Here is a 22,809-nt window from a genome sequence, read left to right as displayed (position 1 = left end):
GCCGATGCCTGGGCCTCGGTCCGGCGGATAGCCGCGGGCGGCTATTCGCCCTACGGGGGCCGGTTGGCGGGTGGGCCCGCGCATCACTCGCGCAGCGGCATTTCCAGCGTCACCCGCAGGCCGTCCGCGCGGCTGTCGAAGTCCAGCCGGCATTGGCAGCGTTGCACGATAGCCTGGACGATGGCCAGGCCGAGCCCGCTGCCGCCGCTCTTGCCGTGGCGCCAGAAACGCCGGGTGAGGTGCGGCAGGTCGGTTTCGGCGATGCCCGGACCGTGGTCGCGGACGTGGAAGCGCGCGCAGCCTTGCGCGGTTTCCACCGCCAGCTCCACCCGGGTGCCGGCGGCGGTGTGGCGCAGGGCGTTGTCCAGCAGGTTGCGCAGCGCGGCGATGGCCAGCACCGAGGGGACTTCCAGCGGCGCCTCGGACAAGCCGTCGGCCAGCTTCAGCTCGAACATCCGCACGTCGCCGTGGCCGGCGTCGTGCATGGCTACCCGGGCGGCGTCCTCGGCGCTGCATTGCACGCCGTCGTCGAACGACAGGCTGCCTTCCACCCGCGCCAGCAGCAACAGCTGGTCCAGCGTCCGGTGCAGACGGTCGGCGCCTTCCTCGGCGTGGGCCAGGGCCTGCTCGGCGGCAGCGCCCTCGGTCATGCGCGCGACCTGCAGGTGGGTCTTGATCGCGGTCAGCGGGCTGCGCAGCTCGTGGGCGGCATCGCCGGTCAGGCGTCGCTCGCGTTCGATGGCCTGGGCGATGCGCTGGAACAACTGGTTCTGGGTTTCCACCAGCGGCTTCAGTTCGCTCGGCAGGGCCGCCAGCTCCAGTGGCTCCAGCGAGTCGGCGCCACGTCGGGTGAGGGCGTCGCGAATCCGCTTGAGCGGCGCCAGGCCCTGGCCGGCGCCGAGCCAGAGCAGGGCCAGGCTGCCGAGCAGGGCGACCGTCACCGGCACCGCGGCGGCCACCACCACCGAGCGTTGCAGCACGTCGCGCTCTTCCAGGCGGTCGGCGGTGCTGACCCGCAGATCGCCGGCCTGCACGGTGAAGCTGCGCCACAGCACGCCGTTGATTTCCTGGTCGCGGAAGCCGCTGGCGGTGCTGTCCAGCGCCCGCTCCGGGGTGGCATGGCTCTGCGCCAGGACTTCGCCGCGCAGTGAGCTGACCTGGCAGGCCATGCCGTTGGGAATTCCCAGTTGCTCCGCGCTGAGGCGCGTGGTCTGGCCGTCCGCCGGCTGCGGCTGCGGCAACTGCTGGAGCAGGCCGGCAACCATCCGCGCCGAGGCCGCCAGGCGTTGGTCGAAGGAGCGCATCATCTGCCCGCGCAGGTCGCAGAGCATCCAGGCCGCGGCCAGCGACCAGAGCAGGATGAAGGCCGAGCCGAGGATCAGGGTCAGGCGCAGGCGCAGGCTCATGCGTCGTCTCCGTCGCCGCGCGCCGGCCCGAGGCGGTAGCCGAGGCCGCGCACGGTCTGCACGATGGCGTTGCCGAGCTTGCGCCGCAGGTGATGGATGTGGACGTTGAGGGCGTTGCTCTCGACCTCGTCGCCGAAGCCATAGACGCTGTCCTTGAGCTGCTCGCCGCTGAGGATCCGCCCGCGGTTGTTGAGCAATGCCTGCAACAGCGCCTGTTCGCGTCGCGACAGTTCCACGGGGCGGCCGTCGAGCCAGGTTTCGCGGGTGCTCGGATCGTAGCTGAGGCGGCCGTGTTCGATGACGTTGACGCAACGCCCGGCGGAGCGCCGCTGCAAGGTATGCAGGCGGGCGCCGAGTTCGCGCAGGTCGAAGGGCTTGAGCAGGTAGTCGTCGGCGCCGGCCTGCAGCCCGGCGACCCGGTCGGTCACCGCGTCGCGCGCGGTCAGCACCAGCACCGGCAGGTCGACGCCCTGCTGGCGCAGGCGTTGCAGCAGGCGCAGGCCGTCCTCGTCGGGCAGGCCGAGATCGAGGACCAGCACGTCGAAGCGCGCCACCTGGAGCAGCGCCTGGGTATCGGCGGCGCTGGCCACCCGGTCCACGGTCAGGCCCTGGGCGTTGAGGCCGGCGACGATGCCGCTGGCGATCAGGTCGTCGTCTTCGGTGAGCAGTACATGCATGGCGGTATCGCTGGTTAAAGGGATAGGAGTCTGAAGCGGGCGAATTAAGCCAGGATTATGCCCCGCCCGGCGCGTCGCCGGGGTTTTCCCGTGGCCGCGTTAACGGCCTGTTAATCGTCGCTGGCCATGCTGCCGCCGAGTTCATCGTAGAAGGCGTTATCCATGCGTGTGTTGATCCTGCTCCTGATGCTCCTGCTGCCGGGCCTGTCCCAGGCGCAACCGGGCGACGACCTGTTCGCGCCGCGCGGCGCGACGCAGACGGATTTCCTGCCGGTGGAGAAAGCCTTCCGCTTCACCTGGGAGCGCCTCGACGACGGCCAGGTGCAACTGCGCTGGCAGATCGCGCCGGGCTACTACCTGTACCAGAAGCGCCTGCGCTTCGACGGACTCGACCCGGCCTTGCAGCCGCAGCTGCCGCCCGGCGAAAGCCACAGCGACGAGTTCTTCGGCGAGTCGCAGGTCTATCGCCAGAGCCTGGAACTGACCCTGCCGGCGGCCGCCGCCGGACAACTGCGCCTGGGCTGGCAGGGCTGCGCCGATGCCGGCCTGTGCTATCCGCCGCAGAGCCAGGCGCTCGACCTGGGCGGTACCGGCCCTGCCGCCGCCGGGACGAGCGGCGAAGTCGCCGAGGACCAGGGCCTGGCCGGCAGCCTGCAGGCCGGCAACCTGGCCTGGAGCCTGTTGCTGTTCTTCGGCCTCGGCCTGCTGCTGGCGTTCGCTCCCTGTTCGCTGCCGATGCTGCCGATCCTCGCCGGGCTGGTGGTCGGCAGCGGCGCCGGCCCTCGTCGCGGCCTGCTGCTGGCCGGTAGCTACGTGCTGAGCATGGCGCTGGTCTACGCCGGACTCGGGGTGGTCGCGGCGCTGCTTGGCGGCAACCTGCAGGCCTGGCTGCAACAGCCGTGGCTGCTGGGCAGCTTCGCCGCGCTGTTCGTGTTCCTCGCGCTGCCGATGTTCGGCTTCTTCGAACTGCAACTGCCGGCTGCCCTGCGCGACCGCCTCGACGGTCTCAGTCGCGGCCGCAAGGGCGGCAGCCTGGCCGGCGCGGCCGCGCTCGGCGCGTTGTCCGGGCTGCTGGTGGGGCCGTGCATGACCGCGCCGCTGGCCGGCGCCTTGCTCTATATCGCGCAGACCGGCAATGCCCTGCATGGCGGCCTGGTGCTGTTCAGCCTGGGCCTCGGCATCGGCATGCCGCTGTTGCTGCTGGTGACGGTCGGCAGCCGCTTCCTGCCCAAGCCCGGTCCCTGGATGAACCTGGTCAAGGGCGTGTTCGGCTTCCTTTTCCTCGGCACCGCCTGGATACTCCTGCGTCCGCTGCTCGGCGAGGCGCTGTGGATCGGCCTTGGCGGCGCGTTGCTGCTGGTCCTGGCCTACGCCGCGCTGCATACGGCGCGAGGCCTGGCGCGGCACGCGGTGCTGTTCGGCGCGGCGGGCTGCATCTTCGGTCTCTGGGGCGCGGCGATGTTGCTGGGCGCCGCGGCCGGGGCCGACGACCCCTGGCGTCCGCTACAGGTGTATGCGGCGGCGAACCGGGGCGCTACGCCGACGGCCAGCGCCCACGAGGCGTTCCTCACGGTGAGCCAGCCGGCCGAGCTGGACCGTCAGTTGGCTGCGGCCAAGGCCGAGGGACAATGGGTGCTGCTCGACTACTACGCTGACTGGTGCGTGTCCTGCCGGATCATGGAGAAACAGGTGTTCGCCAAGCCCGATGTGCTCGCCGCCCTGCAGGGCGTGCGCCTGCTGCGGCTCGACGTGACCGCGGACAACGCCGCCAGCCGCGAGCTGCTGCACCGCTACCAGGTACCCGGCCCGCCGAGCCTGATCTGGATCGGCCCGGAAGGCGAGGAGCGCCGCGCGCGCCGGTTGACCGGCGAAGTCGACGCCGGCGGCTTCCTCGCCCATTGGCAGGCGACCCGGGAGCGCGGCTGATGCTGAGTTTTTCCCTGGGGCCGCTGGTGGTCTCGCTGCAACACCTGCTGCTGTTCCTCGCCCTCGGCGCCGCGCTGCTCGGCGGTTGGCTGGCGGCGCGCGGTGGCGGGCGCAACGCCGAGCCGGTGCTGTTCAACCTGTTGTTGCTCGGCCTGCTGGTGGCGCGCCTGGCTTTCGTGGTGCGCTACTGGCCGCAGTACCGCGGCGACTTCGCACAGATGCTGGATATCCGCGATGGCGGTTTCCTCGCCTGGCCAGGCCTGCTCGCCGCCGTGCTCGGCGCGCTGTTCTGGGCCTGGCGGCGACCGGCGCTACGTCGCTCGCTGGGTGTCGGCGCCAGCCTCGGACTGGCGTTCTGGCTGCTTGGCAGCCTGGGCCTGGGCATCTACGAGCGCGGTACGCGCCTGCCCGAGCTGAGCCTGCGCAACGCCGCCGGCGAGTCGGTGCAACTGGCCGATTTCCGGGGCCGCCCGCTGGTGATCAACCTCTGGGCCAGCTGGTGCCCGCCGTGTCGGCGCGAGATGCCGGTGCTGCAACAGGCGCAGGCGGAGAATCCCGACGTAGTGTTCCTCTTCGCCAACCAGGGCGAGAGCGCCGAGACCGTGCGCCATTTCCTCCAGGGCGAGAACCTGCGCCTGGACAACCTGCTGTTCGACAACGGCGGGCAGCTTGGCCAGCAGGTTGGCTCGGTCGCCTTGCCCACCACCGTTTTCTACACCGCCGAGGGCCGCCTGCTGGGCAGCCATCTCGGCGAACTGTCCCGCGGCAGCCTGGAGCGCTACCTCGAAGCCTTCGAGCCGGCCGCTGCCGCCCCCGCAACCAGGAGTTCCGAATGAGACTGCCGCGCAACCTGATCACCCTTGGCCTGGGCCTGACCCTCCTCAACGCCGGCCTGGCCACGGCGGCGGAGGAGCTGCCGGCGCCGATCCGCATGGTCCAGGAGAAGGGCGCCCGCATCCTCGGCAGCTTCGACGCCCCGGATGGCCTGCGCGGCTACGCCGCCGAATACCAGAACCAGGGCATGGCGCTGTACCTGACGCCCGACGGCAAGCACGTACTCACCGGCCACCTGTTCGACGCCCAGGGCAAGGACCTCAGCCGCGAACCGCTGGAGCGCCTGGTGTATGCGCCGCTGGCCAAGGAAATGTGGCAGAAGATGGAGCAGAGCGCCTGGATCGCCGATGGCCGTGCCGACGCGCCGCGCGTGGTCTACCTGTTCAGCGACCCGAACTGCCCGTACTGCACCATGTTCTGGGAGCAGGCGCGACCCTGGGTGGATGCCGGCAAGGTGCAGTTGCGGCATATCATGGTCGGCATCATCCGCGAGGACAGCGAAGCCAAGTCCGCCGCGCTGCTGGCCAGCAAGGACCCGCAGAAGGCCCTGCACGACCATGAGCAGGCGGGCAAGGCCAGCACCCTGAAGCCGCTGGCGAAGATCCCGGCGGCGGTGCGCAAGCAGCTCGCCGGCAACATGGAACTGATGGAGTCGATGGGCGCCGCGGCGACCCCGGCGATCTTCTATCTCAATGCCGAGGGGCGCATGCAGCAGCAACAGGGCGCGCCGCAGCCGGACCAGTTGGCGGAGATCCTCGGTCCGCGCTGATCCTCCGGGCCGGCGCCGAGCCGCCGGCCATCTATACTCCCTGCGTTACGCCAACCCAGCGGAGCAAGGGCCATGGACGACGCATTCAGCGAGGAAGGCAGCGCGCAGCCGCGCCATGACGCTCAGCGTCCGGCGCTCGCCCCGCGGAGCGACGGTTTCGACATACACACCTACCATCCCGACTTCGTCGCCGATCCCTATCCGCTGTTGCGGCTGATCCGCTCCCGTGCGCCGGTCTGCCGCGACCAGGCCTCGATCTGGTGGATCAGTCGCTATGCCGATGTTTCGGCGTGCCTGCGCGACCGCCGTTTCTCCGCCGACCCCGCTCGCCTTGGCGCCGCCGGCGTCCGCCAGGGCGGCGCCAGCTGGTTCGGCCACCAGCAATTGCAACCGCTGGCGCGCTTCTACGACAACTTCATGCTGTTCAACGACGCGCCGCGGCACACCCGCCTGCGCAGGCTGTTCGCTCCGGCCTTCGGCCCCGACGCCGTGCGCCGCTGGGAAGCGCGCATCGAGGTGCTGGTGGAAGAACTCCTCGACAGCTTGCTGGAGCGCCGCGAGCCCGATCTGCTCAGGGATTTCGCCGAACCGCTGACGATCCGGGTGGCCGCCGAGCTGTTCGGCTTTCCCCGCGAAGATACCGGGCAACTGCTGCCCTGGGGCCGCGATCTGGCCGCCGGGCTCGATCTCGCCGCCAGCCACGGCGATGCCGGGCAGATCAACCGCAGCGCGGCCGCCTTCAGCGACTACCTGCAACGCCAGGCGCGCGGCTGGAGCGATGGCTCTTCGCGCCCGCCGTCCGGCGCGGCGCCGAGCATCCTCGACGGCGCCGCGATGCTGGAGGCCGGACTGGGCCTCGAGGACCTGGTAGCGGCCTATGCCATGGTGTTCATGGCCGCCTTCGAAACCACCATCAGCATGGTCGGCAACGCTACGCTGGCGCTGCTCACCCATCCCGACCAGCTCGACCTGCTGCGGCGGTGCCCGGAGCTGGCGGCGAACGCGGTGGAGGAACTGCTGCGCTTCGATGGCGCGGTGCGCGGCGGCGTGCGTTGCACCCTGGAGGAGGTGGAGATCGGCGGCCAGCGGATTCCGCCTGGAGAGAAGGTCTGGCTGAGCTTCCTCGCGGCGAACCGCGACCCGGAGATGTTCGCCGCCCCCGACCGCCTGCAGTTGCAGCGAGCGAACGCCAAGCAGCACGTGGCGTTCGCCCATGGTCCGCACTACTGCCTGGGCGCGTACCTGGCCCGGCTCGAATTGCAATGCGCATTGCGCGGCCTGGTGCGTCGCCGTTTCGCCCTGGCCTCGGAACCGACGGACCTGCGCTGGCGGCGCAGCTCGGTGTTCCGCACCCTGGAGCGCTTGCCGATCGTCCCGGAAGGCGACGCTCAGAAGACCTGCGAGTAGCGCAGGATCAGCCGGCTGCCCTCGCTGCGGTTGCGTGCGCCGTATTCGTGATAGGCGTTGAGGAACAGCCGCGACTTGCCCCAGCCGAACATCAGCGCCGGGCCGATGGCATCGACCCGCTCGCGGGAGTCCGGGCGGTCGTGGCCGTCGACCCGCTCGTCGGTGATCTGTCGCAGGCTGTAGCCGGACAACCCGAGCCGCCAATGCGCATCCAGCGCCAGCGATACCGAGTAGTTGGCGTGGAACGCCTGGCCCGGTTGCAGGTAGTCGTCGGCCAACGGCGGCGCCGGGTCGCGATTCTTGCCCGGCAACAGGTACTGCAGGCGAGCGCTGGCTTCCCAGCCTTCGGCGAATTCCCAGGTCAGCGCGTAGTGCGGGTTGAAGCTCCAGTGGTTGCTGCCGGGATTGATCGCCCGATGCCTGTCGTAGCGCCCGGTGGGTAACTGGAAGGCGAGGTTCAGGCGCTGCCAGTAGGGCCGGCCGAACAGCTCGGTCTGCGGCCATTGCAGGATGAACGGACTGACGATCAGGTTGCCGAGGCCGTTGGCGCTGCCGGCGTGGGGTTCGAAGTCGGGATCGGCGAGCAGCACCGGGACGAGGATTTCCGCGCCGTAGTAGGCGCCGAACAGCTGGTGCTGGCTGATGTGGGCGAAGTGGCTGGTGGCGAGCAGGGTGCGCAGGCGGTTGTCGAGCGGGCGCCGGTGACCGTTGGCGTCCATGAAGTCGTCGGCCTCGTAGATATTCACGAACTGCTGGAACAGCGTGCCGGGCAGGGCCTTGCCGTCGAGGAAGGAGGTCTGGCCGAGGTTCATCCCCGGCAGCGCGGCGATAGCCTGGAACGAGGGCAGCAGCAGGGGCAGGGCCAGCAGGCTGGCCCGGATGCGGGTGGTCATGGGCGTGTCCTTCTTGTTGTTGTTTTCCACGGGGCAGCGCGTCAGTCCGGCAGGTAGTCGGGCTGGCGCTCGGGGCTGGCGCGCTGGAAGGCTTCGAGCGCCAGGCAGCGCCCCTCCAGTTCGAGCAACGCCGGGTAGGGCGCCAGGTCACAGCCCATGCGCCGGGCGTTGGCCAGTTGCGGTACCAGGCAGCACTCGACGATGCCCGCTGCGGCGCCGGCGAAGAAGGCGCCGCGACGGTGTCGGTTCAGCAGGGTCTCCGCCGCCGCCAGGCCCTCGGCGACCCAGTGCGCGTACCAGCGCTGGCGGTCCTCGGCGTCTATGCCGAGGACCTGGGTCAGGTACTTGAGCACCCGCACGTTGTTCAGCGGATGGATGTCGCAGGCCACCAGCAGGGCCAGTTCCAGCGCCTGGGCGCGATGCAGTGGGTCGAGAGGGATCAGGCGCGGTTCGGGCTGCACGGCGTCGAGGTAGTCGATGATCGCCAGCGACTGGCTGAACCGGCGACCGTCGGCGTCGACCAGGGTCGGCAGCGCGCCCATCGGGTTGCGCTGGCGGTCGGCCGGGCGCAGTTGCTCGCCCTGCCGCAGGTTGACCGGCACTACCTGGTAATCCAGGCCTTTCAGGGCCAATGCGATACGCACCCGATAGGACGTGGAGCTGTTGAAGAAGCTGTAGAGCTGCATGGAAAGTCCTGTTCAGAGAGTGGTGGGAGAAGGCCTGGCCCGGCGCCGGCCCAGGCGATGCACGGCCACGGCGGCGAGCAGCGCCGGGATCACCAGCAGGGCGAGGATGCCGCTGAAGCCCAGGCCCAGGCCGAGCAGGGCGCCGCCGCTAAGGGAGCCGACGATCGAGCCGATGCGGCCCAGGCCGAGGGCCCAGCTGACCCCGGTGGCGCGGCTGCGGGTCGGATAGAAATCGGCGGCCAGGGCGTTGGCGCCGACCTGCGAGCCGCTGATGCAGAAACCGACGCCGGCGACGCACAGCGCCAGCAGGGCGAAGCTGTGGTAGAGGCTGGCGATGCCGAGGATGAACAGGGCGCCGCCGACGTAGGCCAGGCTCAGCACCCGGTGCGCGTCGAAGCGATCCATGGCGCTGCCCAGGAGGAGTGCGCCGAGGGTGCCGCCGAGCTGGAACATGGCGCTGATCGTCGCCGCCTCGCCGAGACTGAAGCCGGTGCCGCCGATCAGCGTCGGCAGCCAGTTGGTCAGCAGGTAGATGATCAGCAGGCCCATGAAAAAGGTGGCCCAGAGCAGCAGGGTGCCGCCGCGCAGCTCGGCGCCGAGGATCTGCCGCAGGGGCGAGGTGCCGTCGGACTCGTCGGCGGGCAGTTCGAGGCGTCCGGCCCAGCCGTCGGGCAGGCGCCCCAGGCGTTCGAGGATGCGCCGCGGGCGCGCCGCGTCCGGTGCGCGGCGGGCGAGGAAGCGCACCGACTCCGGCAGGCATGCCCAGAGCAGCGGCAGGCTCGCCAGGGGCAGGCCGCCGCCGAGCAGCAGCACGCTTTCCCAGCCCAGCGCCGGGACCATCCGCGCGGCGAGCAGGCCGCCCAGCGCCGAGCCGAGGGTGAAGCCGCAGAACATCGCGGTGACCATCAGCGCGCGGTGCCGGCGCGGGCAGTATTCGGAGGTCAGGGTGATCGCGTTGGGCATCGCCCCGCCCAGGCCGAGGCCGGTGAAAAAGCGCAGCAGGGCCAGGGTTTCCACCGAACCGGCGTAGGCCGAGGCGAGGCTCCAGCCGCCGAAGAACAGCACCGAGAGCAGGAGCACGCTCTTGCGTCCGAAACGGTCGGCCAGCGGGCCGGCGGCGAAGGCGCCGAGGGCCAGGCCGGCCAGCGCGGCGCCGAGGATCGGGCTGAGTTGCGCCGGGCTCAGTTGCCAGTCGTGGGCCAGGGCCGGGGCGATGAAGCCGATGGCGGCGGTGTCGAATCCGTCCATGGCGACGATCAGGAAGCACAGCGACAGCACTCGCAACTGGAAGGCGGAAACCGCCTGCGCATCGATGAAGGCCTGGACGTCGATCTTGTTGTTCTTGTCGGGCGTAGGCATGAGCGTTCCTCGGCCGTCGCCGTGGCGACAGCCCGGATGAAGGGCAGGGTGGGCCCGCGCCGTGCGCGGGCGGTGGGTCAGACCACGCGGACGCTGAGTTCGCCGAGGCCGTCGATGGCGCCGAGCATCCGCTCGCCGCGCTCGACCGCGCCGACGCCTTCCGGGGTGCCGGTGAAGACCAGGTCGCCGGGGCGCAGCTCGAAGAAGCGCGACAGGTAGCTGACGGTTTCCGCCACCGACCAGATCAACTGGTCGATGTCGCTGCGCTGGCGATCCTCGCCGTCGACCTGGAGGCTGATGGCGGCGTGGCGCGGATGGCCGACCTGGCTGGCAGGGTAGAGCGGGCCGATCGGCGCCGAGCGGTCGAAGGCCTTGCCGATCTCCCAGGGCCGGCCCATCTCGCGCATGCGCATCTGCAGGTCGCGGCGGGTCATGTCCAGGCCCACCGCGTAGCCCCAGACGTGTTCCTCGGCCTGCTCCAGGGGGATGTCGCAGCCGCCCTTGCCGATCGCCGCCACCAGTTCGATCTCGTAGTGGTAGTTGCCGGTCTGGCTCGGGTAGGCCAGCTCCAGGGTGCTGCCGGCGGCGACCGGGACCACCGCGTCGGCCGGCTTGCAGAAGAAGAACGGCGGCTCGCGCTCGGGATCGAAGCCCATTTCCCGGGCGTGGGCGGCGTAGTTGCGGCCGACGCAGTAGACCCGCCGCACCGGGAAGGTCTGGTCGCTGCCATGGATGGTGAGGCTGACGGGCGCTTCGGGCGCGAAGAGATGGCTCATGGGACGGGTCCTTCAGTGGGCGAGGGGTTCGCGGGATTCGCGGAGGATGCCGAGCGCCTGCTGCACAGGGCGGTCGGAGAAACTGAACAGCACGCAGTCGGTGGCGCCGGCTTCCAGGCGCAGCTCGGCCCAGGAGGGCACGACGAACAGATCCTTGGCCTCGAAGGCGAAGCGCCGGCCGCCGATCTGCGCCACGCCGCTGCCTTCCACCACCGAATAGACGCTGGCGTCGGTGCTGCGCGCGGGCTGCCCGAGGAAGCCGGCCGGCAGCAGTTGCAGGCAGGTGGCGATGGTCGGCATGGCCCAGCCGCCGGTGGCCGGGTTGACGTAGCGCAGCTTGTGGCCTTCCCAGGGATCGGGCCGTTCGAGGCGCGCCAGGCGCTCGAGGGCCTCGCGGCTGCGCGCGTAGGGGTAGCTGAACAGCGGCGAGGTCGGCGTCGTCGGCTGATGGCGCAGCGGCAGCATGTTGCTGCCGTAGCGGGCGAGGCTGTCGCCTTCGCCACGTCGCAACGGCTGTACCGGTTCATCATGGTTTTCGGCGAAGGTGGCGCCGAAGAAACGCAGCATCGGGATGTCCAGGCCGTCCAGCCAGACCACCGGCTCGCCGCCTTCCGCGGCGGCGCGGTTGCCGTGGTCGTGCCAGGTCCAGGACGGGGTGATGATGAAGTCGCCCGGCTCCATGCGGGTGCGTTCGCCGTCCACCGAGGTGTAGGCGCCGTAGCCCTCGACGACGAAGCGCAGGGCCGACTGGGTGTGCCGGTGGCTGGGGGCGATCTCGCCCGGCAGGATCAGTTGCAGGCCGGCGTAGAGGCTCGGGGTGATCGCCGACTGGCCGGGAAGGTCCGGGTTCTCCAGCACCAGCACGCGGCGCACCGCTTCCTCGGCGCTGATCAGGTCGCCTGCCTCGAGCAGGAACGGGCGCAGTTCGCGATAGCGCCACAGCGCCGCCTGGCAGCCGCCGGCGGGTTGCGCCGGGACCAGGCTGTGCAGGGCTTCCCAGAGCGGGGTGAGGTGCTGCTGGCGGATGCGTCGATAGAAGTCGGCGCGCTTCTCGGTGGAATTGTCGTTATGCATACCGATGAATCTCCGGCGGGAGGAGGCGGGGCCGCCTCGGTCTGGTAGTCATTATTCGAGGTGAAGGCATAACCGAATAATGATATTTAGACATCGACCTATACGTATTCGAGGATGGCTTGCGATGGACTGGACCCGCCGCCTGCGCCTGCAACACCTGCAACTGCTGGTCAGCCTGATGGAGACCGGCAACCTCAGCGGCACCGCCAGGGCCGCACACACCACCCAACCGGGCCTGTCGAAGTGGCTCAAGGAACTGGAGGAGGACGTCGGCGCGCCGCTGTTCGAGCGTCACGCCCGTGGCCTGCGCCCGACGCCCTATGGCATGACCCTGTTCAACCACGCCCAGCGCGTACTCACCGAGATGGAGCGGGCGCGGCAGAACCTCGAGGCGATGCGCAGCGGCAGCGGCAGCCGGGTGCTCCTCGGCACGTCGCCGGCCTCCGCGCCGAGCCTGGTGCCGCGCGCATTGCGGGCGTTCCTCGGACGCTACCCCGGGGCCCAGGTGGAACTGCTCGAAGGCACCATGAACGGCCTTCTCGAGCGGCTGGAGAAACGCCAGCTCGATGTGGTGGTGGGGCGGCTGGACAACTATGCGCCGCGCGCCAGCCTGCGCTGCGAGGTGCTCTACAGCGAGGCGATCGTGGTGATGGCGCGCCCCGGTCACCCCCTGGCCCAGGCCGCCGCGCTGGACTGGGAAGACGTGCGGCGCTACGACTGGATCGTCTGGCCGCCCGGCTCGCCGATCCGCAGCAAGCTCGACATGGCCCTGACCCAGGGCGGCCGGCAGCCGCCGGCCTACCGCCTGGAGTCATCGTCGATGCTGGCCAACATCGAATTGTTGCGTGGCAGCGACATGCTATCCATCGGCTCGGCGCGGGTGGTCGAGCACCTTGCCGGGCTCGGCCTGGTGGCCAGGCTGGCGTTGGAGATTCCCGGCGAGGGCGCGGTGGGCATGTGCTGGCGCGACGAGCCGCACCGCGACCGTGCCAGCGAAGACCTGCTGGCCTGCCTGCGCGAAGGCGCGGCGGCCGAGTAGGGCGCCGGCCGGCGGGTGCTATTGCAAAAAGGCCGCGGCTTCTCGACAATGCGATTCATTATCATTCATGTGTCGCCCCGACTTTCCCATGTCCGCCCCGATCCTTCTCAGCGCCCACCATCGCGCCATGCATGCGCTGTACAGCGAGCACCATGGCTGGTTGCAGAACTGGTTGCGCGGCAAGCTGGGCTGCGCGGCGGACGCGGCGGACCTGGCCCAGGACACCTTCCTGCGCATCCTGCTCAAGCGCGAACTGCGCGAGATCGGCATGCCGCGCGCGTTCCTGCGGACCATCGCCCGCGGCCTGGTGATCGACCACTGGCGTCGCGAGGAACTGCAGCGCGCCTACCTCGAAAGCATCGCCCACCTGCCCGAGGCACAGGCGCCGTCGCCCGAGGCGCGGGAACTGGTGCTGGAACTGCTGGAGGAAATCTCGCGGATGCTCGACGGGCTCAAGCCGAAGGTCCGCACCGCCTTCCTCCTGGCCCAGTGCGAAGACCTCAGCCACCGGCAGATCGCCGAACGCATGGGGGTTTCCCAGCGTAGCGTCGAGCGCTACGTGGCCGAGGCGCTGTACCACTGCTACCTGCTGCGCTACGGCGAATGAGCGGAGCCGTGGACGGGACGCGCGGTAGGGTCGACGAAGCGGTGGTCAGGCAGGCCATCCACTGGCTGGTCCGCCTGCGCTCGCAGCCGGCCGACGATCGCCTGCAGCGCGCCTGCGCGGCCTGGCGCGCGGAGCACGGCGAGCACGAGCGGGCCTGGCAGCAGGTCAGCGCGCTCAACGAAGAACTGCAAGGACGCTTCAAGGCGCTGCCCGGCGGGGTCGCCTACGGCACCCTGGACAGTAGCGCGCAGCGCCTGCAGCGGCGCCAGGCGCTGAAACTGCTGTCGCTGCTGGTGGCCGGCGGCGCCGTGGCCTGGGTCGGTCGCGATAGCCTGCCCTGGCAGCGCCTGAGCGCCGACTACAGCACCGCCACCGGCGAGCGGCGCAGTATCGAGCTGGTCGACGGCACCCGCCTGCAACTGAACACCGACAGCGCGGTCGACGTGCGCTACGACGCCGGCCAGCGCCTGATCCTCCTCGCCCGCGGCGAGATCTTCCTCGCCAGCGGCGCCGATACGCAATCGCCCACGCACAGGCCGCTGCGGGTACGTACCGCGCAAGGGCTGTTCGAGGCCCTCGGCACCCGTTTCAACGTACGCCTGCAAGATGCCGCCACCTGTCTCAGCGTCAGCGAGGGTTCGGTGCGCATCGATGCCTTCGGCGCGCGTCCGCTGCAGGCTCCGGTGGCCGAGGCGGGGCAGAGCTATCGGATCGCCGCCGACGGCGTGCGGCGCCTCGAACGGCCGCAGATGGACGCCGTGGCCTGGGCCGATGGCCTCATCGTCACCCGCGACATGCGCCTGGCCGATTTCCTCGCCGAGGTCGCCCGCTACCGCAACGGCTACCTCGGCTGCGCCGCGGAGGTCGCCGACCTGCGCCTGTCCGGGGTCTATCGCCTGGACGACACCGACAAGCTGCTGCAGGTGCTCGCGCGGACCCTGCCGGTGCGCCTGCAGCGACATACCCGCTGGTGGGTGAGGGTGGTCGCCGCCTGAGTCGCGCCGGCGGCCGCGTGGACGCTTGCTTTCGTCCGGAGCGAAACGCACTGAAAATTATTTTCATTATTTTTGTCGGCTTTCCGCGACTGGTCCGGCTTTACCGATTGAACACCCTTCAACGACTCCAACGGATCCCGTTCATGACCGCCACCGCCGTCGTCCTCCGCAATGCCCCGTCGTCCCTCGATTTCCCCCGCGCCTCGCGCCTGAGCCGTTCGGTGCGCGCGGCCCTGCTGTCGTTGGCCATGGCGGCCGGCGCGGCGCCGCTCTGCGCCTCGGCCGCCGAAGCGGCGGCGGAACAGGCGCGGCCCTATGCGATCCCCGCCGGACAGTTGGGCGACGTGCTCAACCGCTTCGCCCGCGAGGCCGGCATCACCCTCTCGGCCACTCCGGCGCAGACCGGTGGCTACAGCTCCCAGGGGTTGCGCGGCAGTTTCACCGTGCAGCAGGGCCTGGCCCGGCTGCTCGCCGACACCCCGCTGGAAGCGGAAGACCAGGGCGACGGCAGCTTCGTCTTGCGCGAGGCGCCGGCAAAGGACGGCGATGTGCTGAACATGCAGGCGGTGGAGGTCTTCGCCCTCGGCAACAACCTGGGCAGCACCGATGGCTACCTGGCCACCCATAGCCAGATCGCCACCAAGACCAGCAAGCCGCTGCTGGAAACCAGCCAGACCGTCTCGGTGATCACCCGCGAGCAGATCGACGACACCGCCTCCAAGACCGTACAGCAGGCGATGCGCTATACCCCCGGCATCTTCACCGGCCAGGTCGGCGCCTCCAACCGCTACGACTACGTGGTGATGCGCGGCTTCGCCGACAACAGCGTGGACAACATCTACCTCGACGGCCTCAAGGCCATGGGCGACAGCGGTACCTTCAGCTCGATGCAGGTCGACCCGTACTTCCTCGAACGCATCGATGTGCTCAAGGGGCCGTCCTCGGTGCTCTACGGCCGTAGCCTGCCGGGCGGCCTGGTGGCGCTGACCAGCAAGAAGCCGTTGTACGAGGACTACCGCCAGATCACCGGCAGCATCGGCAACATGGGCCAGAAGGAGATGGGCTTCGATTTCAGCGGGCCGCTCGACGAGGAGAAGCGCATCGCCTACCGCCTGATCGGTCTCGGCAAGGGCTCGGACACCCAGTTCGATCACGTCAAGGAGGAGCGCTACGCCATCGCCCCGACCCTGGCCATCGACTTCAGCGACGACACCACCCTGACCCTGCAAGGCTACCTGCAACACGATCCCAACGGGGGCTACCACGGCGGCGTACCGGCCGACGGCACCCTGTCGCACCACAACGGCCGGCACATCTCCCGCGAGTTCTTCGATGGCGAGCCGAGCAAGGACGACTTCGACCGCACCCAGCGGATGTTCGGCTACCAGCTGGAGCACCGCATCGACGACGTCTGGTCGGCGCGGCAGAACTTCCGCTACCTGGACTCCGACGTCGACCTGTCGCAGGTCTACGCCTACGGCTGGAGCGCCAGCGAGCCGAACAAGCTGAACCGCTACTTCAGCGGCGCCCGCGAGCACCTGCAGGCGTATATCGTCGACAACATGCTGCAGGCCGAATTCGCCACCGGCGCGGCGCGCCACACCCTGCTCACCGGCCTCGACTACCAGCGCCGGCGCACCGTGGTCGACTGGCGTTCCGGCTCGGCCTCGGCGCTGGACGCGTTCAACCCGGTCTACGGCGACGACGCCATCAGCTATTTCCCGGACGACAACCACACCCGCCGCCTGGAGCAGACCGGCGTCTACCTCCAGGACCTGATCGACATCGACCAGTGGCGCTTCTCGCTCGGCCTGCGCCAGGACTGGGTCAGCGTCACCGACAAGAACCGCAGCACCGGCAGCAAGGCCGACGATGACTGGGAGAAATTCACCGGGCGGATCGGCGCGCTGTACCTGTTCGACAACGGCCTGGCGCCCTACGTCAGCTACTCCGAGTCGTTCAACCCGAACGCCTATTCCGACGCCTCCGGCACGCCCCTGGCGCCCACCGAGGGCAAGCAGTGGGAACTCGGCCTGAAGTTCCAGGCGCCGGGCAGCAACAGCTTCTACACCGCCTCGCTGTTCCATATCACCCAGGAAAACGTCGCCTCCAAGGAACCCCAGGACAACTTCTACACCTCGGTCGGCGAAGTGCGCTCCCAGGGGCTCGAACTGGAGGCCCATACCCAGCTCAGCGACAACCTGAAACTGCTCGGCAGCTACACCTACACCGACATCACCTACACCAAGTCGCTGGACGGCAACCAGGGCCATACGCCGAACCAGGCGCCCAAGCACATGGCTTCGCTGTGGGCCGACTATGCCTTCGACGCCGGCCCGCTCAGCGGTCTGAGCATCGGCGGCGGCGCTCGCTACGTCGGCGAGACCTGGGCGGACAAGGAAAACACCTTGCGGGTGCCGGACTACACCCTGGTCGACGCGCGGATCGGCTACGACCTCGGCAAGCTCGGCCTGAAAGGCCTGGACGTCAGCCTCAATGCCAACAACCTGCTGGACAAGGACTACGTGGCGTCCTGCTACAGCCTGGACTTCTGCTACTTCGGCGAGAAGCGCAACGTCACCGCGACGGTGAACTACCAGTTCTGACCGTCCACCCGGGCCCCGGCGCCAGCGCCGCGGTACCGGCCAAGCAGCCCGGCGCGCGACGTACGCGCCGGGCATTCGCCGGCGTCGCCGGCCGTACCCTGGTTACCTGGAGCCCCCATGCGCCCCGTCCTGGTCCTGCTGCACCGCTATGTCGGTCTGGCTACCGCGCTGTTCCTTTTCCTCGCCGGTCTCACCGGCAGCCTGCTGGCATTCCATCATGAAATCGACGAATGGCTGAACCCCGGCTTCTACGCCGTGGGCGAGGGCGGCGAGCGCCTTTCCCCGGGCAGCCTGGTGCAACGCGTCGAGTCACGCTATCCGCGACAACTGGTGTGGTACATGGAGTATCCCGAGGCGGGCGGGCATCCGGCGTTGCTCGCCACCGTGCCGCGCGAGGCCGGCGCCAAGGTCGAGCACGACGTGTTCTACCTCGACCCGGTCAGCGGCGAGGAAGTCGGCAAGCGCCTCTGGGCGGCCTGCTGCTTCCAGCCGGCGAACCTGGTTCCCTGGGTCCTGGAGTTCCACCACAACCTGACCCTGCCGGGGAACTGGGGCCTGTACCTGATGGGCGGGGTGGCGATGTTCTGGTTCCTCGACTGCTTCGTCGGCGCCTGGCTGACCCTGCCGCGCGGCCGGCCGTTCTGGAGCAAGTGGACGACAGCCTGGAAGATCAAGCGCGGCAACGCCTACCGCTTCAACTTCGACCTGCATCGCGCCGGCGGCCTCTGGCTCTGGCTGCTGCTGGCGCCGGTGGCGCTGAGCAGCGTCGCCCTGAACCTGCCGAGCCAGGTGTTCAAGCCGCTGGTATCGCTGTTCTCGCCGATCGAACCGAGCGTCTACGAGGCGCGCGGGCGGCTGCCCAGGGAGCAACTGGGGGAGACCCGCCTGGACTACGACCGCACCTTCCAGTTGGCCAGCGTCGAAGCGGCGCGGCTGGGCATCGCCGAGCCGATCGGCGAGCTGTACTACAGCTTCGAATACAACTTCTTCGGCGCCGGCTTCGGCGACCACGACGACCCCATGGGCAAGTCCTGGCTGTTCTTCCACGGCAGCGACGGCCGCCTGCTAGGCCAGGAAGTCGCCGGGCAGGGCAGTTGGGGAGAGCGTTTCTACCGCTTGCAGTACCCGATCCACGGCGGGCGCATCGCCGGCCTGCCGGGACGCATCGCCATCGCCGCCCTCGGCCTGGCCATCGCCGGGCTGTCGCTGACCGGTGTCTACATCTGGTGGCGCAAGCGCCGGGCGCGCCACTGGAACGGCCGCTAGACGGCTGTTAGTCTGGCTGCCTCCCACACCACCAGAGGATGGACGAATGAACGCAAGGATCGCCGCATTGGGACTGCTCCTGCCCCTGGCCGCCGGCAGCGCCGTGGCCGCGGAGGAGGGCAGCTCGGTCAAGGATGCGGCCAAGGCCGCGGTGTCCTCGGCCATCGAGACTGGCAAGAACCTCCTCGGCGGGGTCAGCGAGGGCATCACCAGCGGCCGCCAGTCGGCCCAGGGCGCTGATGGCGCCAAGGTGGTCTCCGACAACGCCGGCTTCGCCGAGATCGGCCAGGTCGAAGTGCTCAAGACCGAGCCGCGCGACCAGCAACTGGCCGTCACCCTCGGCTTCAAGAACGACAGCGACGCCACCGTGCGCCTGATCAACCTGACCCAGACCGGCGCGCTGCTGGTGATCGACAACGACGGCTACTCCAACGCCCTGGTCGCCCTCGCCAACCCCGACGACGTCACCGTTCCGGCCAAGGCCGGCATCCGCCAGACCTTCGTCTTCGAAGGCGGCGCGGAAGGGATCAAGGCGGTGCGCCTGTGGGGCAAGGACCTGCCGGTGAAGTGAGAGGCGCGTCGCGCCTCCATCCCTTTCCTGGCCAGCGCTGCCGTAGGGTGAATAACGCCAAAGGCGTTATCCGCCGATACCCCGCTACATTGGCGGATAACCGCGGTGCGGTTATTCGCCCTACTTCCTTCCCGCGTTACCTGTCTTCTATAACAACAGACTGTGCTCCTTCGAATCCACTTAACCAATGTGGTTCATCAAGAGCATACTCGGTAACAGTAAAACCGTTAGGGGATTCTTTGAATCCTGAAAGTTCTAGATATTTGGAAATTTCTGAGTTTGCCTTGGTCTTTGTACGGAATATTCCTAGAATCTTATAACTTTCGCTCTCGGAGTTTCCGTATGTGTGGCAGCGTATGAATACGCTGCTCATCGTATCTCTGTTTTCCCAAAAATTGAGTTATTTGGATCTGTCAAGAAAGGCAAAGGGGCGAGAAAATAAATATGTTTATTTCCTCTTTATAGTATAGGGTTTTCCTCTGTCTCTGGAGTTCTTTGTGTCTGGCTTTAGTTGGTGCTTGGGTAGCCATTTATTTCTACGGAAAGTTTCATTTCATGGATTTTATTGATCATTTTTTTTGAAAGGTGGAAAGGAAATATGACGGTTTCATCTGTATTGTAGTAAATTGCGATTCTAAAGATTAGGTTGCTAATTTCTTCCTCATTAGTCATGAAGGTCAAGCCCTTAAGGAAGGAGTAAGCATTATTTTCAAATTCCATCCAGTTAGAGAAGCTGAAGTCATCCGTGGATACTGAGATAGTGCTATTTTTCTTGTTTTTGAATGTGTGTCGGATGGGTAGGCTTGTGATAAATGAAGGAAGGTCAAATTTTAGACTAGGGTTGGCAGTTATCTCTAATGTGCATTCAAATGACATTTTTTCTCCGAATTCGTGAATAAAGGGGCGGATTTATTTTATCTACTCTAAATTTTCTGAGCATGGAGGCTCCTGCGCAGATGCTGTAAGGGAACTTCCCGATGCCTAGGCAGGAGCGAGTGGTTTAGCGTGGGCAGTCGCTGAAATTATAGTGGTAAAAATAGATCTTTCCCCTTTTCCCAGAAGCTCTATCTTTAGAGCTTTCTCAGTTTTTTATTGTGAACTGTAAAGTCATCAAAGCGATGAGTGCAATAATTAAGGTGAGGCAAGTTGATTGCAGGTAAAGGAGTTGCCTCCCTCTTTTCCTGATTTCTTTATTTTTCAAGGAATTGTATTGCTTTCGGAATATAAATTTCTCAAGCTTGAAGTCGTCTATTTTTACTAGATAGGATAAGAAATACCCTGATGGCCTGCCAAGCTTCTCCCAGGTGTTTAGCTCTTCTTTCTTTAAAATTCTTATGAATGTTGTTCTTTTTAGCTCTAAGACTACCAGAGTGATGGCGCACAGAACTGCTATTATGTTGTAGAGGCTACTCATTGCCGCTTCCCTCTTTTTCGCAGCTTGGCTCTCTATTTCGCTCTTGGCTGCAAGATGCTCCGCAGATCATTACTATTTTGCTATTGCATACTACCCCTTGCTCCAGGAATAAAGGAGTAAAAGAATAAAAGGGGCAGATTTATCTTCCCTGCTCTAATGCTCTGAAAAGGAGGTCCTAGACGCCGTAAGGGGACTCCGCGATGCCTCGGTAAGGGCGATTGGTTTAGCGAGTTATTCGCTTTGAGTGGTTTAGCGTGAGCGGTTGCTGAGATTATGGTAGTAAAAATAAATCTGTCCCCTTTTCCCACGGGTGTTGTACTCAGTTTTTGTGGTCGCCGCTAATCAACTAGATCGTGATCAATCTCCAACTCGACCCCTCGTAAAAATATAGAGGTAATAATAAGTGCTGACAAAAAATCCATCATCCAGAATATCCAGCCCTTGAATAGTAGTGCATTAATTGGAAGTGCGGCAAGAAAGAAGACTGCATTCGCTACTCCTAAGTCTCTATGGTAGTTTCTTGCAATTAGTGTTGTTTTGCACTTTTTGCAAGTTGCTCTTCCGTCAGAGCCGAGCCTAATAAAAGAAATGCTGTTTCCACATTTCGGACAGGCCAAATTTAAGATTCTCATTATAATCACTACTCACACTGTTTGGGTGCATCTTCCGAGGGTGGGTCATATGGAGAACACAGCATATAACATGCCGTGCTGCTTACTGCGGCCCTACAAGCCGCACCAGCAGGCGTTAGCGGACCCCCAAGAATGCCGCATGGGACGCTAGTTGCTCTGCAAACCATCCGGCAATTGGATGGAACTCTGGTGTCACGACCATCCCCATTCCTCATTACGCACTCTGCAGTCAGGCACTTTGCAGCAGGGTTAGGTGGTGGTGGATTCAGAATGCAACGTGTTTTTAGTCCATTATATCTGTCCCAATAAACCTCCATGTGACTACCCACGCCACAAAGCCCGTTGGGGTCAAAGTAATTTATTGGATTTCCAGTTACATACCCGAATGTATTAAGTCCCCCTGTCAGTCCAATCGGATCACTCTCCACATACCGCCCAGTCTCCGGATCATAGTCACGGAAGTAGTTGTAGTGCAGCCCGCTCTCCGCATCGTAGTACTGCCCGGGGAAGCGCAGGTTGACCTGGGTGCTGCCCTGGCTCAGCGCTTCGCCGCGGCCGAAGGCGTCGGACTGCCACTGCCAGGCGATCTGGCCGCTGGCATCGGTGGCCAGGCGCGGGGTGTCGAGGTGGTCGCTATGGAGGTAGAGCAGGGTCGGGTTGCCGACCTTGCCCTGGGCGTCGTAGTCGGCGTCGATGGTGGCCAGCGGCAGGCTGTCCAGCCACAGGTAGTACTGGGCTCGCAGTTTCCGGCCGCTGCCGTCGTGTTCGGCTTCGCCGAGCAATTGGCCGTCGGGGCCGTAGAGGTAGGTGGTGATGCTTTCGGGGGTGAGCTTGACGATGCGCTGGCCGAGGGCGTTGTAGCGGTATTCGGCGACCTGCTGGCCGTCGAGGCTGACGCTTTGCAGGCGGCCCTGGGCGTCGTAGGCCAGTTTGCGTGCGGGGCGGTCCTGGGTGAGGTTGCCGGCGGCGTCGCTGGTCACCACTTGCGTGCCGATGGCGGTCAATCGGTTGCTGTCGGGCGCGTACTGGTAGTCCTGGCTGCTGGCGGTGCCGCCTGAGGCGGGGTTGTCGCTGCGTTGGGTGCGGTTGCCGACCGCGTCGTAGGCATAGCTGCGCCCGCCCTGGACGCCGCGTTCCTCGGTCAGGCGGTCCAGCGGGTCGTACTGGTAGTCCAGGGTGCCCCAGAGGCTGTGGCGGTGCTGCTGGATATTGCCATTGGCATCGTGCTGATAGTCGCTCTGCCAGGGGCCGACCTTCTGCCGCAGCAGTTGGTAGTCCTGGTCGTACTCGCGGCTGAGAGTGATGCCGTTGCCCCAGGTCAGGCGCTGCAGCGGGCCGAAGGGCAGGTAGGCGATCTGCCCGACCAGGGGGCTCGGCGCCTTGTCGCCTACTGCCAGGGTCACGCTGGCGACCTGGCCGCCGGCGTTGCGCGGGTAGCCGATGGCGAGGCCGGAGGGGTAGCCGATCTCCAGCAGTTGGTTGGCCGCGTCGTAGCGGTAGGTCACGCGGTCGAGCAGGGTCTGCTGGTCGAGGCGGATGCTGCGTACCTGCTCGACCAGGTTGCCGCGCTCGTCGTAGCGGTACACCAGGCTGTCGCGGGCACCTTCGATGGCGCCCAGGCGGCCGATGCCCTTGTTGCCATCGGCGGTGAGGTCGTAGCGGTACTGTACGTCGAGGCTCGGGTCGCTCGGCGAGTGGCGCTCGATCAGGCGATTGAGGGCGTCGTAGCGATACTCGGTGACCGTACCGCGAGCGTCGGTGCGGCGGATGACGTTGCCGGCGGCGTCGTGCTCGAAGGTGGTGGTGCCGCTGTCCGGGCTGACCAGTCGGGTCAGGTTGCCGAGGCCGTCGTATTCGTAGCGGGTGGTGACG

20 protein-coding genes are annotated in these 22,809 nt (G+C 66.6%); 10 read left to right on the top strand and 10 right to left on the bottom strand.

Going from position 1 to position 22,809, the window contains the following annotated elements:
• Positions 1 to 83 precede the first annotated feature (83 nt).
• Positions 84 to 1,406: an ATP-binding protein gene (locus tag LJF27_RS20975; protein WP_003103567.1), complete on the bottom strand. Its 1,323-nt coding sequence runs from the start codon at positions 1,404 to 1,406 to the stop codon at positions 84 to 86.
• A complete protein-coding gene (locus tag LJF27_RS20970; protein WP_003103570.1) occupies positions 1,403 to 2,083 on the bottom strand; it encodes a response regulator in 681 nt (226 codons plus the stop codon). Before LJF27_RS20970 ends, LJF27_RS20975 begins: the two co-directional genes overlap by 4 nt.
• A gap of 162 nt (positions 2,084 to 2,245) precedes the next feature.
• Between LJF27_RS20970 and dsbD the strand changes: the two genes are divergently transcribed.
• The 4 genes from dsbD (at position 2,246) to LJF27_RS20950 (ending at position 7,019) form a co-directional block, all read left to right on the top strand.
• Positions 2,246 to 4,009, top strand: coding sequence for a protein-disulfide reductase DsbD (gene dsbD / locus LJF27_RS20965; protein ID WP_003103572.1), 1,764 nt, complete (start codon positions 2,246 to 2,248; stop codon positions 4,007 to 4,009).
• On the top strand, positions 4,009 to 4,845 hold the full coding sequence (locus tag LJF27_RS20960) for a TlpA family protein disulfide reductase (RefSeq protein ID WP_003116879.1): 837 nt from the start codon (positions 4,009 to 4,011) through the stop codon (positions 4,843 to 4,845). Before dsbD ends, LJF27_RS20960 begins: the two co-directional genes overlap by 1 nt.
• On the top strand, positions 4,842 to 5,612 hold the full coding sequence (dsbG, locus tag LJF27_RS20955) for a thiol:disulfide interchange protein DsbG (protein WP_003089790.1): 771 nt from the start codon (positions 4,842 to 4,844) through the stop codon (positions 5,610 to 5,612). The genes LJF27_RS20960 and dsbG overlap by 4 nt, the downstream gene beginning before the upstream one ends.
• Before the next feature lie 72 nt (positions 5,613 to 5,684).
• On the top strand, positions 5,685 to 7,019 hold the full coding sequence (locus LJF27_RS20950) for a cytochrome P450 (RefSeq protein WP_003116880.1): 1,335 nt from the start codon (positions 5,685 to 5,687) through the stop codon (positions 7,017 to 7,019).
• On the opposite strand, the gene LJF27_RS20945 is transcribed toward LJF27_RS20950, so the two are convergent.
• The 5 genes from LJF27_RS20945 to gtdA all read right to left on the bottom strand — a co-directional run bounded on the left by LJF27_RS20945 (position 7,001) and on the right by gtdA (position 11,807).
• The gene (locus tag LJF27_RS20945) at positions 7,001 to 7,912 is read right to left on the bottom strand and encodes a SphA family protein (RefSeq protein WP_003113294.1); all 912 of its coding nucleotides are present in this window, start codon (positions 7,910 to 7,912) and stop codon (positions 7,001 to 7,003) included. The two genes, LJF27_RS20950 and LJF27_RS20945, sit on opposite strands and share 19 nt — an antisense overlap.
• A gap of 41 nt (positions 7,913 to 7,953) precedes the next feature.
• Entirely contained in the window at positions 7,954 to 8,598 is a 645-nt protein-coding gene (gene maiA / locus LJF27_RS20940; RefSeq protein WP_003113293.1) for a maleylacetoacetate isomerase, read from the bottom strand.
• 12 nt (positions 8,599 to 8,610) lie between these two features.
• Positions 8,611 to 9,957 (bottom strand): MFS transporter, encoded by a 1,347-nt coding sequence (locus tag LJF27_RS20935; RefSeq protein ID WP_023116906.1) that lies wholly within the window; start codon positions 9,955 to 9,957, stop codon positions 8,611 to 8,613.
• A gap of 77 nt (positions 9,958 to 10,034) precedes the next feature.
• Positions 10,035 to 10,733: a fumarylacetoacetate hydrolase family protein gene (locus LJF27_RS20930; RefSeq protein WP_003116882.1), complete on the bottom strand. Its 699-nt coding sequence runs from the start codon at positions 10,731 to 10,733 to the stop codon at positions 10,035 to 10,037.
• Positions 10,734 to 10,745: 12 nt separating this feature from the next.
• The gene (gene gtdA / locus LJF27_RS20925; protein ID WP_023109979.1) at positions 10,746 to 11,807 is read right to left on the bottom strand and encodes a gentisate 1,2-dioxygenase; all 1,062 of its coding nucleotides are present in this window, start codon (positions 11,805 to 11,807) and stop codon (positions 10,746 to 10,748) included.
• Between the two features lie 124 nt (positions 11,808 to 11,931).
• On the opposite strand from gtdA, the gene LJF27_RS20920 reads away from it, so the two are divergent.
• The 6 genes from LJF27_RS20920 to LJF27_RS20895 all read left to right on the top strand — a co-directional run bounded on the left by LJF27_RS20920 (position 11,932) and on the right by LJF27_RS20895 (position 18,891).
• A complete protein-coding gene (locus LJF27_RS20920; protein ID WP_003089777.1) occupies positions 11,932 to 12,846 on the top strand; it encodes a LysR family transcriptional regulator in 915 nt (304 codons plus the stop codon).
• Between the two features lie 88 nt (positions 12,847 to 12,934).
• Entirely contained in the window at positions 12,935 to 13,453 is a 519-nt protein-coding gene (locus LJF27_RS20915; RefSeq protein WP_003089775.1) for a sigma-70 family RNA polymerase sigma factor, read from the top strand.
• Between the two features lie 8 nt (positions 13,454 to 13,461).
• Entirely contained in the window at positions 13,462 to 14,448 is a 987-nt protein-coding gene (gene foxR, locus LJF27_RS20910; RefSeq protein WP_003113290.1) for an anti-sigma factor FoxR, read from the top strand.
• Positions 14,449 to 14,591: 143 nt separating this feature from the next.
• Positions 14,592 to 17,054, top strand: coding sequence for a ferrioxamine receptor FoxA (gene foxA / locus LJF27_RS20905; RefSeq protein WP_003113289.1), 2,463 nt, complete (start codon positions 14,592 to 14,594; stop codon positions 17,052 to 17,054).
• 117 nt (positions 17,055 to 17,171) lie between these two features.
• Positions 17,172 to 18,320: a PepSY-associated TM helix domain-containing protein gene (locus tag LJF27_RS20900; RefSeq protein WP_003113288.1), complete on the top strand. Its 1,149-nt coding sequence runs from the start codon at positions 17,172 to 17,174 to the stop codon at positions 18,318 to 18,320.
• Positions 18,321 to 18,366: 46 nt separating this feature from the next.
• A complete protein-coding gene (locus tag LJF27_RS20895) occupies positions 18,367 to 18,891 on the top strand; it encodes a hypothetical protein (RefSeq protein WP_003120098.1) in 525 nt (174 codons plus the stop codon).
• 136 nt (positions 18,892 to 19,027) lie between these two features.
• Here the strand turns inward: LJF27_RS20895 and LJF27_RS30535 are convergent, their stop codons facing one another.
• From LJF27_RS30535 to LJF27_RS20885, 3 genes are all read right to left on the bottom strand, one after another.
• Positions 19,028 to 19,264 carry a DUF7336 domain-containing protein gene (locus LJF27_RS30535; RefSeq protein WP_420708740.1) on the bottom strand — a complete coding sequence of 79 codons (237 nt, stop codon included), beginning with the start codon at positions 19,262 to 19,264 and terminating at the stop codon, positions 19,028 to 19,030.
• A 708-nt stretch (positions 19,265 to 19,972) separates the two neighbouring features.
• Positions 19,973 to 20,305: a hypothetical protein gene (locus tag LJF27_RS20890; RefSeq protein ID WP_016253386.1), complete on the bottom strand. Its 333-nt coding sequence runs from the start codon at positions 20,303 to 20,305 to the stop codon at positions 19,973 to 19,975.
• A gap of 640 nt (positions 20,306 to 20,945) precedes the next feature.
• Positions 20,946 to 22,809 (bottom strand): RHS repeat domain-containing protein (locus LJF27_RS20885; RefSeq protein ID WP_229601859.1); only part of this gene is annotated, 1,864 nt, incomplete at its 5' end.

Origin of the sequence: Pseudomonas sp. 203-8 (genome assembly GCF_020708595.1) — a bacterium.
GTDB classification, from domain to species: domain Bacteria; phylum Pseudomonadota; class Gammaproteobacteria; order Pseudomonadales; family Pseudomonadaceae; genus Pseudomonas; species Pseudomonas aeruginosa.
The sequence above is the reverse complement of the archived record's forward strand: the minus strand, read 5'-3'. Positions and strand labels throughout refer to the sequence as shown.

What these genes read in the sequence shown, in the direction of transcription:
- LJF27_RS20975 (WP_003103567.1), bottom strand. Translation starts at nt 1,406, where the DNA reads ATGAGCCTGCGCCTGCGCCTGACCCTGATCCTCGGCTCGGCCTTCATC.
- LJF27_RS20970 (WP_003103570.1), bottom strand. Translation starts at nt 2,083, where the DNA reads ATGCATGTACTGCTCACCGAAGACGACGACCTGATCGCCAGCGGCATC.
- dsbD (WP_003103572.1), top strand. Translation starts at nt 2,246, where the DNA reads ATGCGTGTGTTGATCCTGCTCCTGATGCTCCTGCTGCCGGGCCTGTCC.
- LJF27_RS20960 (WP_003116879.1), top strand. Translation starts at nt 4,009, where the DNA reads ATGCTGAGTTTTTCCCTGGGGCCGCTGGTGGTCTCGCTGCAACACCTG.
- dsbG (WP_003089790.1), top strand. Translation starts at nt 4,842, where the DNA reads ATGAGACTGCCGCGCAACCTGATCACCCTTGGCCTGGGCCTGACCCTC.
- LJF27_RS20950 (WP_003116880.1), top strand. Translation starts at nt 5,685, where the DNA reads ATGGACGACGCATTCAGCGAGGAAGGCAGCGCGCAGCCGCGCCATGAC.
- LJF27_RS20945 (WP_003113294.1), bottom strand. Translation starts at nt 7,912, where the DNA reads ATGACCACCCGCATCCGGGCCAGCCTGCTGGCCCTGCCCCTGCTGCTG.
- maiA (WP_003113293.1), bottom strand. Translation starts at nt 8,598, where the DNA reads ATGCAGCTCTACAGCTTCTTCAACAGCTCCACGTCCTATCGGGTGCGT.
- LJF27_RS20935 (WP_023116906.1), bottom strand. Translation starts at nt 9,957, where the DNA reads ATGCCTACGCCCGACAAGAACAACAAGATCGACGTCCAGGCCTTCATC.
- LJF27_RS20930 (WP_003116882.1), bottom strand. Translation starts at nt 10,733, where the DNA reads ATGAGCCATCTCTTCGCGCCCGAAGCGCCCGTCAGCCTCACCATCCAT.
- gtdA (WP_023109979.1), bottom strand. Translation starts at nt 11,807, where the DNA reads ATGCATAACGACAATTCCACCGAGAAGCGCGCCGACTTCTATCGACGC.
- LJF27_RS20920 (WP_003089777.1), top strand. Translation starts at nt 11,932, where the DNA reads ATGGACTGGACCCGCCGCCTGCGCCTGCAACACCTGCAACTGCTGGTC.
- LJF27_RS20915 (WP_003089775.1), top strand. Translation starts at nt 12,935, where the DNA reads ATGTCCGCCCCGATCCTTCTCAGCGCCCACCATCGCGCCATGCATGCG.
- foxA (WP_003113289.1), top strand. Translation starts at nt 14,592, where the DNA reads ATGACCGCCACCGCCGTCGTCCTCCGCAATGCCCCGTCGTCCCTCGAT.
- LJF27_RS20900 (WP_003113288.1), top strand. Translation starts at nt 17,172, where the DNA reads ATGCGCCCCGTCCTGGTCCTGCTGCACCGCTATGTCGGTCTGGCTACC.
- LJF27_RS20895 (WP_003120098.1), top strand. Translation starts at nt 18,367, where the DNA reads ATGAACGCAAGGATCGCCGCATTGGGACTGCTCCTGCCCCTGGCCGCC.
- LJF27_RS30535 (WP_420708740.1), bottom strand. Translation starts at nt 19,264, where the DNA reads ATGAGCAGCGTATTCATACGCTGCCACACATACGGAAACTCCGAGAGC.
- LJF27_RS20890 (WP_016253386.1), bottom strand. Translation starts at nt 20,305, where the DNA reads ATGAGTAGCCTCTACAACATAATAGCAGTTCTGTGCGCCATCACTCTG.